The following is a 12,257-nucleotide window of genomic DNA, read 5'->3' on the forward strand; positions in this document are numbered from 1 at the left end:
GAACCGTCGCCTGTCGCAGATCGGCTTGAAGGAAGAGTACCCAGGCACCACCAACCCGTTCCCGTGGATGAGCGAGATCATGGACTTGAAGAAAGAGAAAAACTTCTTCGAGACCCGTGTGATCGAGTATCAGACTGGCGGCGCGTTGAGCTGGGACTGAATCAACACGAACCAAAAAATGTGGGAGCGGGCTTGCCCGCGATAGCGGTGTATCAGTCACGGATGTACCCACTGACACACAGCTATCGCGGGCAAGTCCGCTCCCACATTGGCTATTGTGATCCATAGACTTTGCAAGTAAGCCTTTATGCCCAACCACACCATCAAAACCCCCTGCGTCGGGCTGTGTTCCACCGTCTACGGTGACCTGGTCTGTCGGGGCTGCAAGCGCTATCACCACGAGGTGATCCAGTGGAATGGCTATAACGCCGAGGAAAAACAGGCGGTGTGGCTGCGTCTGGAACAACTGTTGGTGCAGGTGATGGCCAGCAAGCTGGAAGTGTTCGACCCGCACTGCCTGCGACAGCAGCTGGAAACGCGCAAGATCCGTTTTATGCCGCACCAGTCGCCGTATTGCTGGGCATACCAGTTGATTGCGCGGGGTGCGCGGGTAATTTCCAAGCTGGATGCCTATGGGTTGACGCTGTTACCGGAGTTTCGCGAACGCCACCTGGCGGATTTACGCGATGCGATAGATCGAGAGTTTTTTCTGCTGTCCGAGGCGCATTACGAGCGCTATATCGCCCCGGTTTTCTTGAAAGAGTCATTCGGACCGGCGCTGATTGCCACGCGCTGACCCACAGTTGTGTTTAAAATGCCGCCCGCCCGATGACTGACGCTTAACGATGACCCCAGACGCACTCGCTACCCTGCACGCCCACTTGCTCACTGCCCTGGCTGACGCACCTGCGGAAACTCGGCGCCTGTTCCATGGCCGTGGCCGTTGCTGGCCGGGCCTGGAACAACTGACGGTGGACTGGCTGCAAGGGGTGGTGCTGGTGGCGTTGTTCAAGGAAACCGAGCACCTGCAGGCCCTGAAGCAAACGCTACTGCACATCGACTGGGCAGCTCTCGGCGTGCACACCGTGGCCCTGCAACACCGCTACCTGCCGCAAAGCACCACCGAATGGCTGGTGGGCGACGCCATCGACGAGCTGACCATCACCGAGGGCGGCCTGCGCTACCTGATCGACCTGGGTAAAAAGCAGAACAGTGGGCTGTTCCTCGACATGCGTTACGGGCGCAACTGGGTGCGCGAACAGGCCCAAGGCCAGCGTGTGCTGAATTTGTTTGCCTATACCTGCGGTTTTTCCGTGGCCGCCATCGAAGGCGGCGCCGACCATGTGGTGAACCTGGACATGGCCCGTGGTGCCCTCAGCCGTGGCCGTGACAACCATCGCCTGAATGGGCACGACCTGAGCCGAGTGAGTTTCCTGGGCCACGACCTGTTCAAGTCCTGGGCCAAGGTGACGAACAACGGTCCTTATGACCTAGTGATCATCGACCCGCCCTCCTTCCAGAAAGGCAGTTTCCTGCTGACCAAGGATTACCAGCGCGTGCTGCGCCGCCTGCCGGACTTGCTCAATGCCCACGGCACCGTACTGGCATGCATGAACGATCCGGCCTTCGGCGAAGATTTCCTGATCGACGGCGTGACCCGCGAAGCACCGGGCCTGCGGTTTGTAAAGCGGCTGGAAAACCCACCGGAATTTCCTGACATTGACCCACAGAGTGGGCTAAAGGCACTGGTGTTCCGTCAGGGCTGATGCCGAAACATCCTGCGCTTGCTACGCTAACGGATACGCCGGGCGGTGAACCTTATCCTCCCCTTCCCGGTCGATACCTGCATTCCCTGGCCAGACTCGACGGCGCTACGTCGTCGGCTGCCCCGTTTGACCTTTTGGAGAACCGCCCGTGATATCGACCCTGCATGTAGCCAGACTCAAAGCCTGGGGCGCCCACGGCTTTACCGCCACCGGTGTGGTACTGGCCTTTTTGGCCACCCTGGCGCTGCTGGAAAACTCCCCCAAGGCGTGCCTGCTGTGGCTGGGCCTGGCACTGGTGGTGGATGGCGTCGACGGCTCGCTGGCGCGACGGGTGAATGTCAGCACGGTGCTGCCCAGCTTTGACGGCTCGGTGCTGGACCTGGTGATCGACTACCTCACCTACGTGTTCATTCCTGCACTGTTTATCTACCGCTACATCGACCTGCCTGATTTCACCCACCTGTTTGCAGTGTCGGTGATTCTGGTGTCGTCGCTGTTCTGCTTTTGCAACGTGAACATGAAGAGCAAGGACAACTACTTCGTCGGCTTCCCTGCCGCCTGGAACGTCGTTGCCCTGTGCGTCTATATCATCCAGCCGGCTGCCTGGGTCACCTTGCTGACCGTGATCGGCCTGGCGCTATTGACCGTGACGCCGATGAAGTTCCTGCACCCGTTCCGGGTCAAGCGTTTCATGCCGATCAACATCGCGGTGACCACTATCTGGCTGCTGTGCAGCTTTCTGATGGTGGTGGATTACCCGAATACCAACCCTTGGACATTTGGCTTGTGGTCGCTGATGTCGGCGTACTTCCTGGGTATCTGCATCTGGCGCACGGCACTGGAGTGGCTGGGAACCCACAAATAGCCAAGCAGGGGCTTGCCCGAATGCCTGTAGGAGCGTTAGCCCCCTCCCACACTTGGTTCTGCGTGCATTCGGCAGGTAAGATGGCGACCTTTCGCATAGCGCACCTCCAACAATAAGCCCTGCCCATGCCTTTCGAACTCAGCGTTGACCTCACCACCCTGGCTATCCTGGCCGTTGTCGCTTTTATCGCCGGTTTTATCGACGCCATCGCCGGCGGTGGCGGTTTGTTGACCACGCCCGCCCTGCTCACCGCCGGGATGCCGCCGCACCTGGTGCTGGGCACCAACAAGCTCAGCTCCACCTTCGGCTCGGCCACCGCCAGCTTTACCTTCTACCGCCGCAAGTTGTTCCACCCACGCCAATGGGTGCACGCTATCGTCGGCACTTTGATCGGTGCGCTGACCGGCGCGGTCGTCGCCCATTACTTGCCTGCCGAAACCCTGAACAAGATGCTCCCGGTGATCGTCTTCGCCTGCGGTGTGTACCTGCTGTTTGGGGGCACGCCCAAGGCACCACTGGATGCCGAGGCCCCGATCAAAAAGAAATGGCAAGCCACCCAGGGCTTTGGCCTGGGTTTCTACGACGGCGTGGCCGGGCCCGGCACAGGGGCGTTCTGGACGGTCAGCACGATGCTGCTGCACCCCATCGACCTGGTGAAGGCCAGCGGCGTGGCGCGCAGCATGAACTTCGTCAGCAACGCGGCGGCGCTGACGGTGTTCATCATCAATGGGTCGGTGGACTGGATCGTCGGCCTGGCGATGGGTGTGTCGGTGATGTGTGGCGCGTTCTTTGGCGCACGCAGCGCGATCAGCGGCGGCGCCAAATTCATCCGCCCGGTGTTTATCACCGTGGTGCTGGGCCTGACCGTGCGCCTAGCCTGGCAGCACTGGTTCAGCGTGGCCTAAACGGCGGGCCACGTAGAGGTCGATGAGGTAACGCGCAATCGAGCGTGACGCCGGCAACGGCGGCAGCTCGTGGATATTGAACCACTGCGCGTCCTCGATTTCGTCGGCCTGGGGCACGATATCGCCCCCGGCGTATTCGGCATGAAAGCCCAGCATCATCGAGTGAGGGAACGGCCAGCATTGGCTGCCCATGTACTGGATGTTCTTGACCTCCACCTGCACCTCTTCGCGCACTTCACGGATCAGGCAGTCTTCGGCGGACTCACCCGGCTCGGCAAAACCGGCCAGGGTGCTGTAGACCCCCGTGACGAAACGCGGCGAGCGCGCCAGCAGGATGTCATCGCCACGGGTCACCAGCACGATCATGCTTGGCGAGATGCGTGGGTAGCTGCGCAGGCCGCAGGCCTGGCAATACATCGCCCGCTCCCGCGGTACCTGTACCATCGCCTGGCCGCAACTGCCACAAAAACGGTGCTCCCGCGCCCAGGTGCCGATCTGCGCGGCGTAGCCCAGCACCTTGTACAGGGTGTGATCACCTTGCAGCATAAAGCCGCGCAAGCCTTGCCAACTGCACCCTGGCACCTCTGCCGGCGCGTTGAGTTCCAACAGGTACACCGGCTCGCCATCGAGATGGCCGATGCCGTGTTCGGCAAACACCGACAGGTCCTGGCGCTTGAGCCATTCGCGCGGGAACAGCGGGCCGTTGGTATCGTGTAAAAAGCCTTCGCGGCTGCGGGCGACGGCCCAGCCGCCGGGGGCGTCGTTGTCCAGCAGCGTTGTGGTAATCCAGCCTGGGGTCATGTCAGTCAATCCACGAATTCGGGTTTCTGCTTACTCATATGGGCCGCGATGGCCACGCGCAGGTCGTTGGATTGCAACATAGCCGAGTTCCAGGTGGCAACGTATTCCAGGCCGTCATTGACTGTGTGGTCGCGCATGTAGCTGATCATGGCCTTGGTGCCGGTCACGGCAATCGGCGACTTGGCGGCGATTTGCCGGGCGAGGTCCATGACACCCGCCAGCAGGCTTTGCTGATCGGCAAACACGCGATTGACCAGGCCGATGCTGCGCGCTTCTTCAGCGCCGAACTGACGACCGGTGTAGGCCAGCTCACGCAGCATGCCATCGCCGATAATGCGCGGCAGGCGTTGCAAGGTGCCGACGTCGGCGGCCATGCCGATGTCGATTTCCTTGATCGAGAATTGCGCGTCTTCGGCCGCGTAGCGCATGTCGCACGCGCTGATCAGGTCGATGGCACCGCCGATGCAGTAGCCTTGGATCGCCGCCAGCACGGGCTTGCGGCAAGCGTCCACGGCGTTGAACGAGGCTTGCAGTTCGAGAATCTTGCGGCGCAGCAGGCGCGCATTGCGCCCCACGTCCTTGCCAAAGTCATTGGCGATCGAGGCCAGCATCATCAGGTCGATGCCCGAGGAAAAGTGCTTGCCCGCGCCGCTGAGCACCACGGCACGCACGGCGTCGGTCTCGTCGATCCATTGGAAAATGTCGATGATTTCGGTCCAGAACGCCGCGTTCATGGCGTTGATCTTTTCCGGGCGATTGATCTGCACATGGGCAACGTTGCCACTGAGTTCGACAACGAAGGCTTGGTATTCGGACATGGCAGTGATCCCTGACTGGCGATTGAGAAAGGCCAGACTATATCAAGGGTGCGCCACGGCGCATCGGCCAAAAACGGGACTGGCACCGGTGCGGGAAAAGACGCTGGATAAAACCCGATGCACAGGCCATCCTTTGCGCTTTAAGCCGCGCTGTGCGCGGCGCTCGACGTTTTAAGGATATGCCATGCACGCCCAACCCCTCGCTCCCGCCGATTTCGAATTCATTGACGCCACCTTGCTCAAATACGGCGAAGACCACTCGGTGCTGAACATGGCCGAACTCGACGGTTATTTCACCGCCCTGGTTTCCAGCCCGGCCAAGGTGGATGTGGCCGAGTGGTTCCCCGCTATCTGGGGTGGGCAAAACCCTGAATGGGACAACATGGACGAGGCCCAGGCTTTTCTCGAACTGTGTGTACGCCATATGAATACCCTGGCCGCACAATTGGCCACTGATGCCCAGGCATTCAAAGCCCGTTTCGATGAAACAGAACATCAAGACCAGGCGGTGACCCTGGCCGAGGAATGGTGCTTTGGTTATGTGCGCGGTGTGGCGATCGCCAACTGGCCGCCATTGCCCGCTGCACAAGCCGGGCAACTGGAGCGGATTTCCTGGTGCGCCGAACAGGACAATTTCGAATTGCCGGCGGATCTAAATGTAAACGCCCATCAACTGCAGGTCAGCGAAATCGAACCGGCTGCGCGGGCGCTGCATGACTACTGGCTGAGCCAGCGTTAAGGCAGGCAAGCCCTGATGCCAGTTGTAGGAGCGAGCTTGCTCGCGAAAAACTTACAGGCGCCGCGTTCATTCAGAAAGCACGCTTTATCGTTGACGTTTTTCGCGAGCAAGCTCGCTCCTACATTTGGGCCGGAGCGCATTCCAATAAATCACGCAGATCACCTGCTCACTCGACAAGCATGGCGTGTTTGCCTGATGATTCGGGTCTGCACGTCGGCCACTCCACGCCACCTCGCCTTGACCAGGAGCCTTGTACCTTGAGTTCGCAGAAAACCGTGACCGTTACACCGCCCAACTTCCCCCTCACTGGCAAGGTCGCGCCCCCCGGCTCCAAATCCATTACCAACCGTGCGCTGTTGCTGGCGGCGCTGGCCAAGGGCACCAGCCGTTTGAGCGGTGCGCTCAAAAGCGATGACACGCGCCACATGTCGGTAGCCCTGCGGCAGATGGGCGTCACCATCGACGAGCCGGACGACACCACCTTTGTCGTCACCAGCCAAGGCTCGCTGCAATTGCCGGCCCAGCCGTTGTTCCTCGGTAACGCGGGCACCGCCATGCGTTTTCTCACGGCTGCCGTGGCCACCGTGCAAGGCACCGTGGTGCTGGACGGTGACGAGTACATGCAAAAACGCCCGATCGGCCCGCTGCTGGCCACCCTGGGCCAGAACGGCATCCAGGTCGACAGCCCCACCGGTTGCCCACCGGTGACCGTGCACGGCGTGGGTAAGGTCCAGGCCAGGCGTTTTGAGATTGACGGTGGTTTGTCCAGCCAGTACGTATCGGCCCTGCTGATGCTGGCGGCGTGCGGCGAAGCGCCGATTGAAGTGGCGCTGACCGGCAAGGACATCGGCGCCCGTGGCTACGTGGACCTGACCCTCGATTGCATGCGTGCGTTCGGGGCTCAGGTAGACACCGTGGACGACACCACCTGGCGCGTGGCCCCCACCGGCTATACCGCCCATGATTACCTGATCGAACCCGACGCTTCCGCCGCCACTTACCTGTGGGCCGCAGAAGTACTGACCGGTGGCCGTATCGATATTGGTGTGGCCCCACAGGACTTCACCCAGCCGGACGCCAAGGCCCAGGCCGTGATCGCGCAATTCCCGAACATGCAGGCCAAGGTGGTGGGCTCACAAATGCAGGATGCGATCCCGACCCTGGCGGTGCTCGCCGCGTTCAACAACACCCCGGTGCGCTTCACTGAACTGGCGAACCTGCGCGTCAAGGAATGTGACCGCGTGCAGGCGCTGCACGATGGCCTCAACGAAATTCGCCCGGGCCTGGCGACCATCGAGGGTGATGACCTGCTGGTCGCCAGCGACCCCGCCCTGGCTGGCTCTGCCTGCACCGCACTGATCGACACCCACGCCGACCATCGCATCGCCATGTGCTTTGCCCTGGCCGGGCTGAAAGTCGCGGGCATTCGCATTCAAGACCCGGACTGTGTGGCCAAGACCTACCCTGACTACTGGAAAGCCCTGGCCAGCCTGGGCGTCCACTTAAACTACTGACACAGCCACCTGTAGGAGCGAGCTTGCTCGCGAAAAACGTTAACGAAAACGCGTGTTTGCTGAATGAATGCGGCGCCTGTGAGTTTTTCGCGAGCAAGCTCGCTCCTACAATTGAACCTCGCCGGGAGCGTCAATGACCCTTCGCCAACCCTGCCCACCCGGCGCCTGTGTCTGCAACCGTGAACAACTGCTGGAAGCGCCCGGCGCTGATCTGCGCATTCTGCAACTGACGCGACAGCAGGAAAAAATCCTGCTGGAGCGCCTGGAAAACCTCAAGAGCCTGCAAGACCTCGAACACCTGCAACAGCGAATGTACGACCAGTTGGGCATCCGCGTACACATCGCGCCCGGGCATACGGAGGTCAAGAGCATGCGCGGGATCCAGATCGTCATCGACGAACTGCCCGGCATATGCCGCAAGACCCGCCAGTCGATCCCCGCCTCCATTCGCCGTGGCCTGGAGAAAAACCCAGAGATTGCCTACCGCTTGCTCGACGCCCACGACCTGTTTCGCGACGCTTGAATTATCCCGCGACGGCCTCACGCTCAAACAACCCCTGCCCTACAGCCCGGGCCTTGTGCAAATGCACCTGGGCCGTGCCACTTTCCGAGTCCAGCAACAACTGCGAGGTGAGTACCCGCGCCCCGCAATAATCAAAGATGCCGTAGTCGATCTGGGTGTTCATGGCCTTGGCATAACCGTGTCGCTCAAAGGCACTGTCATCAGCCCCACCCAGGGCCAGCAGATGCACCTGCAAATGCCTTAGTTTCTTCTGCACTGGTGTATCGGGGCCGTAATCAATCGCCCAGCCATTGACGAATACGCGGTCGACCCAGCCCTTGAGCAACGCCGGCATCGACCACCAGTAGATGGGGAACGCCAGCACCAGCGCATCGGCGCGGTCTATGCGGGCCTGTTCGGCCAACACGTCGGCTGGCGGCGTCGCCCGAGTACGGTGCACCCGATGGTCGGCCGCGCTGTAGCGTGGGTCGAACCCTTCAGCGGCAAGGTCGGCTATTTCAAAGGTGTGGCCAGAGGCGCTCAAGCCTGCACCCACCTCGGCGGCCACGCTGTGGGTAAGGGATTGTGGGTCGTGATGGGCGACAACGATCAGTGCGTGCATGACTTTGACTCCGCTTAGGCTTAATCTACTTTTAGTAAGTTACGTCGAATAAGTTACTTTTGGTATATAAGCATGTCAAGCAATGAAACCCCTGCCCCCCGTCGTCGTTTGTCCCGTGAAGATCGCCTGCGTCAGTTGCTCGACGTGGCCTGGCAATTGGTGCGTGATGAGGGCACCGACGCCCTGACCCTGGGCCGCCTGGCCGAGTTGGCAGGTGTCACCAAGCCGGTGGTGTACGACCACTTCGCTACGCGGGCGGGGTTGCTGGCCGCGCTGTATGCAGACTTCGACGCGCGCCAGGACCAGGTGTTTGCCAATGCCATCGCCATCAGCAACGCGACCCTTGAGGACCGCGCGTGGGTCATCGCCTCGTCGTATGTTGATTGTGTTCTGTTGCAAGGTCGGGAAATCCCCGGGGTGATTGCCGCCTTGAGCGGTTCGCCGGAGTTGGAAGCATCCAAGCGTGAATACGAGGCGATCTTCCTCGATAAGTGCAGAGACGCGCTGTCGCCCTTCACCCACGGCGGCAGTATTTCCCAGGCAGGGTTGCGCGCCATGCTCGGCGCGGCGGAAGCGCTGTCCCACGCGGCGGCCAATGACGAGATCAGCCGCGAGGAAGCTCAGCAGGAACTGCTGGAGACTATCCTCGGGATGGTCATGCGCGTCAGGCCGTAGGCAGACGGCCCTGGACGAACAGTTGCGCCTTGCGCGTCAACTGGTCCAGGTGCCGATCGCGCTGTTTCTCTGCGTCGACCATGGCGCGCTTGCCGTGTTTTTGCAGCAGGTAGGTGTGGATCTGCCGCACTTCCAGCGAGCTGTAGATTGAGGCCACATCCAACACGCCCATCAGCCCCTCGGTGCCGTAGTTGCGGGTGTTCATCACGACCTGGGGGCCACGCGCACCGCGTACCTGGAAGCCCATGGCTTCGAACGCCGCAACCTTCTCTACCGCACAGGCCAGTTCGGCGTGGGGATAACGCGCCAACACCTCGTCCATCATGCTGCGTGCCACACCCTGGCGACGAAAGCCGGCCTGCACCGCCATAAACGCAATACCACACGCGTGCGGATCATCCTTCACCGGCAGATACAGGCAAAAACCCACCACCGTCTCGTCTTCCATCGCCACGACCAACTCCACCGCAACGCCCTTTTCGCCATTCAACGCCTCAAGGTACAGATGCACCTCAAACCCGATGGCGTACTGGTAGATGTTGTAGAGCAGGTTGCTCGGTGCCAGCGCCACGCTGCTGATGTCGGTGAGGTTGTCCACCACCATCTGCAGGATCTGGCTGTTGATCGGTTCGGGGCACGGCGTGGTATAGCGGGTAAGGCTGAACATGCAAATTCCTGGGGTTTCGCGTCGAGGCAGCGGCGATTGTACCTGTTGCGCGCCGCTCATGGCCCGCACACCTCGCGCAAACACGCGCGCAGCCAGCGATGGGCCAGGTCGGTGCCACGCGCCAGGACGATGGCCGTGTTGAAACCGGCGACCACGATGCTGAATTTGCCGGTGGATGCTTACCGGCGCGAAGCTTCGCCATGGCGGTAGGTTTGCTGATCGCCTGGAGACGTGGGCAGTCCCTGGCCAGCGCGAAGCAGACAAACGTTGACAAGCTAAAATCGTAACGACTATTGTCTGACAACCTGATCACCAAGGTTTTCCCATGCTTGAGCTCCAGCGCCCCGATTCGCTTGTCGTACGGGTTGTCAGCGCCATTCGCGCAGAAATCGAATCCGGCCAACTGGCCCCGGAGTCGCGCCTGCCGACCGAACAGCAACTGGCCGAACAACTCAACGTCAGCCGTTCCGTGGTGCGTGAAGCCATTGCCCAGCTCAAGGCCGACGGTGTGCTCACCGCCCGCCGAGGCCTGGGCTCGTTTATTTCGCAGACCCCTGCGGGCACGGTGTTTCGGTTTCCGCAGCCCAACGGTCGACGACCTGACCTGGCGCAGATGTTCGAAGTGCGCCTGTGGATCGAAACCCAGGCCGCTTCGATTGCCGCCCAGCGCCGCGACAGCGCCGACCTGCAGCGCATGAAGAGCGCGTTGCAGGCCATGCAGGACAACCGCGACGATTTTGAAGCCGCAGCCCTGGCCGATGTGGAATTCCACCGCGCCATTGCCGACGCCAGCAAGAATGACTACTTCGTGGCCTTCCATGACTTCCTCAGGAGCCAGTTGGCCAGTGCGCGTAAAACCGCGTGGGAGAACTCGGCGTCGCGCTTTGCCACCGGTTCGGCCGATGCAACCGAAGAACATCAACAGCTCTACCAGGCCATCGCCGACGGCGACGCCCAACGCGCCGCCGCCAGTGCCGAGGCGCACCTGCGTGCCGCGGCGCGACGTCTGCAACTGGAATTACCGACCACGAATTGATCCACCTTGTTTGCAGCGTGTCCGCGGACACGCCATTTTTTTAACAAAAACATTAGTCTGACAACCTGATAAGCAGACTGAAATGTACAGCTTAGGTACCCTGCAATGATTCATGACTTTTGCATTATCGGCGGCGGCATTGTCAGCCTGGCCACCGCCATGGAGCTGCTCAAGCGCCAACCTGGCGCGTCGCTGGTGATCCTGGAAAAAGAGTCGGCGTTGGCCAAGCACCAGACCGGCCACAACAGCGGCGTGATCCATGCCGGCATCTACTACGCGCCCGGCAGCCTCAAGGCCGATTTGTGCAAGCGCGGCGCCGAAGCCACCAAGCAGTTCTGCCGCGAACACGGGATCAAATTCGAGGTGTGCGGCAAGCTGCTGGTGGCCTCAAGCCCGCTGGAAATGCAACGCATGGAAGCGCTGTACGCCCGTGCCCAGCTCAATGGCATGCAGGTCGAACGCTTGAATGCCGAACAACTGCGCCAGCGTGAACCGAACATCGTCGGCCTCGGCGGCTTGTTTCTCGATGCCACCGGGATTGTCGATTACCGCCAGGTGTGCGAGACCATGGCCCAGGTGATTCGTCGCAACGGTGGGCAGATCTGCCTGGAACGCACCGTCACCGCCATCCACGAAAACACCGACACGGTCACCGTCAACACCGAGGGTGAGACCTGGCAGGCCCGCCACCTGGTGGTGTGTGCCGGCTTGCAGTCAGACCGCCTGGCGCGCATGGCCGGCATCCGCATCGACCATCAGATCATCCCGTTTCGGGGCGAATACTTCCGCCTGCCCGCCGCCAAGAACAACATCGTCAACCACCTGATCTACCCGATCCCCGACCCGGAGCTGCCCTTCCTCGGCGTGCACCTGACCCGCATGATCGACGGCAGCGTCACCGTCGGCCCGAATGCCGTGCTGGGCCTGGGCCGCGAGAACTACCGCAAGTTTTCGGTGAACTGGCGCGACGTGGCGCAGTACGCCAGCTTCCCGGGTTTCTGGAAAACCCTCTGGCAAAACCTCGGTTCCGGCACCACCGAGATGAAGAACTCGTTGTTCAAGTCCGGCTACCTGGAGCAGTGCCGCAAGTACTGCCCGTCCCTGACCCTCGATGACTTGCTGCCCTACGAGGCCGGTATCCGTGCCCAGGCGGTGATGCGCGACGGCAGCCTGGTGCACGACTTTCTGTTCGCCCAAACCTCACGAATGCTGCATGTGTGCAACGCGCCCTCGCCGGCCGCCACCTCAGCCATGCCCATCGGCGCGATGATCGCCGACCGCCTGTTCCACCCCCAGTAAGACCGCACCGCCCGTTCACCCAACAATAACTACAAAGACCCAGAAGGA

General features: G+C 61.2%; 14 protein-coding genes and 2 pseudogenes. 11 read left to right on the forward strand and 5 right to left on the reverse strand.

All coding sequences use genetic code 11. The features are described 5' to 3' along the window. The 5 genes and pseudogenes from ODQ19_RS24420 to ODQ19_RS24440 form a co-directional block, all read left to right on the forward strand. Positions 1-160, forward strand: a pseudogene (locus tag ODQ19_RS24420) (ribonucleotide-diphosphate reductase subunit beta); the annotation flags it as partial. A gap of 147 nt (positions 161-307) precedes the next feature. Then, positions 308-796, forward strand: coding sequence for a DUF1289 domain-containing protein (locus ODQ19_RS24425; protein ID WP_330211433.1), 489 nt, complete (start codon positions 308-310; stop codon positions 794-796). A gap of 49 nt (positions 797-845) precedes the next feature. After that, positions 846-1,766, forward strand: coding sequence for a class I SAM-dependent methyltransferase (locus tag ODQ19_RS24430; protein WP_330211434.1), 921 nt, complete (start codon positions 846-848; stop codon positions 1,764-1,766). A 148-nt stretch (positions 1,767-1,914) separates the two neighbouring features. After that, positions 1,915-2,631 carry a phosphatidylcholine synthase gene (gene pcsA, locus ODQ19_RS24435; RefSeq protein WP_330211435.1) on the forward strand — a complete coding sequence of 239 codons (717 nt, stop codon included), beginning with the start codon at positions 1,915-1,917 and terminating at the stop codon, positions 2,629-2,631. Positions 2,632-2,756: 125 nt separating this feature from the next. Continuing rightward, the gene (locus ODQ19_RS24440) at positions 2,757-3,536 is read left to right on the forward strand and encodes a TSUP family transporter (protein WP_003191011.1); all 780 of its coding nucleotides are present in this window, start codon (positions 2,757-2,759) and stop codon (positions 3,534-3,536) included. Here ODQ19_RS24440 and nudC read toward each other — a convergent pair. Then, positions 3,504-4,337, reverse strand: a complete 834-nt coding sequence (gene nudC / locus ODQ19_RS24445) for an NAD(+) diphosphatase (protein ID WP_330211436.1) — start codon at positions 4,335-4,337, stop codon at positions 3,504-3,506. The two genes, ODQ19_RS24440 and nudC, sit on opposite strands and share 33 nt — an antisense overlap. A gap of 5 nt (positions 4,338-4,342) precedes the next feature. Next, the gene (locus ODQ19_RS24450) at positions 4,343-5,155 is read right to left on the reverse strand and encodes a crotonase/enoyl-CoA hydratase family protein (protein ID WP_330211437.1); all 813 of its coding nucleotides are present in this window, start codon (positions 5,153-5,155) and stop codon (positions 4,343-4,345) included. A 184-nt stretch (positions 5,156-5,339) separates the two neighbouring features. Between ODQ19_RS24450 and ODQ19_RS24455 the strand changes: the two genes are divergently transcribed. The 3 genes from ODQ19_RS24455 (at position 5,340) to ODQ19_RS24465 (ending at position 7,931) form a co-directional block, all read left to right on the forward strand. Beyond that, on the forward strand, positions 5,340-5,894 hold the full coding sequence (locus tag ODQ19_RS24455) for a UPF0149 family protein (RefSeq protein WP_330211438.1): 555 nt from the start codon (positions 5,340-5,342) through the stop codon (positions 5,892-5,894). Positions 5,895-6,151: 257 nt separating this feature from the next. Beyond that, positions 6,152-7,408, forward strand: a complete 1,257-nt coding sequence (aroA, locus tag ODQ19_RS24460) for a 3-phosphoshikimate 1-carboxyvinyltransferase (RefSeq protein WP_116668442.1) — start codon at positions 6,152-6,154, stop codon at positions 7,406-7,408. 133 nt (positions 7,409-7,541) lie between these two features. After that, entirely contained in the window at positions 7,542-7,931 is a 390-nt protein-coding gene (locus ODQ19_RS24465) for a hypothetical protein (protein WP_330211439.1), read from the forward strand. Between the two features lies 1 nt (position 7,932). Here ODQ19_RS24465 and ODQ19_RS24470 read toward each other — a convergent pair whose 3' ends face one another. Next, positions 7,933-8,532 (reverse strand): NAD(P)H-dependent oxidoreductase, encoded by a 600-nt coding sequence (locus ODQ19_RS24470; RefSeq protein ID WP_330211440.1) that lies wholly within the window; start codon positions 8,530-8,532, stop codon positions 7,933-7,935. 72 nt (positions 8,533-8,604) lie between these two features. Here ODQ19_RS24470 and ODQ19_RS24475 point away from each other — a divergent pair, with 72 nt between their 5' ends. Beyond that, positions 8,605-9,207 (forward strand): TetR/AcrR family transcriptional regulator, encoded by a 603-nt coding sequence (locus ODQ19_RS24475; protein ID WP_330211441.1) that lies wholly within the window; start codon positions 8,605-8,607, stop codon positions 9,205-9,207. Here ODQ19_RS24475 and ODQ19_RS24480 read toward each other — a convergent pair. Both ODQ19_RS24480 and ODQ19_RS24485 read right to left on the reverse strand, forming a co-directional pair. Next, positions 9,197-9,874, reverse strand: a complete 678-nt coding sequence (locus ODQ19_RS24480; protein WP_116668438.1) for a GNAT family N-acetyltransferase — start codon at positions 9,872-9,874, stop codon at positions 9,197-9,199. The two genes, ODQ19_RS24475 and ODQ19_RS24480, sit on opposite strands and share 11 nt — an antisense overlap. 56 nt (positions 9,875-9,930) lie before the next feature. Next, positions 9,931-10,035 (reverse strand): annotated as a pseudogene (locus ODQ19_RS24485) (LysR family transcriptional regulator); the annotation flags it as partial. Positions 10,036-10,199: 164 nt separating this feature from the next. On the opposite strand from ODQ19_RS24485, the gene ODQ19_RS24490 reads away from it, so the two are divergent. Both ODQ19_RS24490 and lhgO read left to right on the forward strand, forming a co-directional pair. Next, positions 10,200-10,910: a FadR/GntR family transcriptional regulator gene (locus ODQ19_RS24490; protein ID WP_330211442.1), complete on the forward strand. Its 711-nt coding sequence runs from the start codon at positions 10,200-10,202 to the stop codon at positions 10,908-10,910. A gap of 105 nt (positions 10,911-11,015) precedes the next feature. Then, on the forward strand, positions 11,016-12,209 hold the full coding sequence (gene lhgO / locus ODQ19_RS24495) for an L-2-hydroxyglutarate oxidase (RefSeq protein WP_330211443.1): 1,194 nt from the start codon (positions 11,016-11,018) through the stop codon (positions 12,207-12,209). Positions 12,210-12,257 lie beyond the last annotated feature (48 nt).

It is taken from the genome of Pseudomonas sp. AM4(2022) (assembly GCF_036346515.1).
Lineage (GTDB): Bacteria > Pseudomonadota > Gammaproteobacteria > Pseudomonadales > Pseudomonadaceae > Aquipseudomonas > Aquipseudomonas paracarnis.

Coding starts and splice junctions, on each gene's coding strand:
- lhgO (WP_330211443.1), top strand. CDS start 11,016: ATGATTCATGACTTTTGCATTATCGGCGGCGGCATTGTCAGCCTGGCC.
- ODQ19_RS24450 (WP_330211437.1), bottom strand. CDS start 5,155: ATGTCCGAATACCAAGCCTTCGTTGTCGAACTCAGTGGCAACGTTGCC.
- ODQ19_RS24490 (WP_330211442.1), top strand. CDS start 10,200: ATGCTTGAGCTCCAGCGCCCCGATTCGCTTGTCGTACGGGTTGTCAGC.
- ODQ19_RS24475 (WP_330211441.1), top strand. CDS start 8,605: ATGTCAAGCAATGAAACCCCTGCCCCCCGTCGTCGTTTGTCCCGTGAA.
- ODQ19_RS24440 (WP_003191011.1), top strand. CDS start 2,757: ATGCCTTTCGAACTCAGCGTTGACCTCACCACCCTGGCTATCCTGGCC.
- ODQ19_RS24425 (WP_330211433.1), top strand. CDS start 308: ATGCCCAACCACACCATCAAAACCCCCTGCGTCGGGCTGTGTTCCACC.
- ODQ19_RS24470 (WP_330211440.1), bottom strand. CDS start 8,532: ATGCACGCACTGATCGTTGTCGCCCATCACGACCCACAATCCCTTACC.
- nudC (WP_330211436.1), bottom strand. CDS start 4,337: ATGACCCCAGGCTGGATTACCACAACGCTGCTGGACAACGACGCCCCC.
- ODQ19_RS24455 (WP_330211438.1), top strand. CDS start 5,340: ATGCACGCCCAACCCCTCGCTCCCGCCGATTTCGAATTCATTGACGCC.
- ODQ19_RS24430 (WP_330211434.1), top strand. CDS start 846: ATGACCCCAGACGCACTCGCTACCCTGCACGCCCACTTGCTCACTGCC.
- ODQ19_RS24465 (WP_330211439.1), top strand. CDS start 7,542: ATGACCCTTCGCCAACCCTGCCCACCCGGCGCCTGTGTCTGCAACCGT.
- ODQ19_RS24480 (WP_116668438.1), bottom strand. CDS start 9,874: ATGTTCAGCCTTACCCGCTATACCACGCCGTGCCCCGAACCGATCAAC.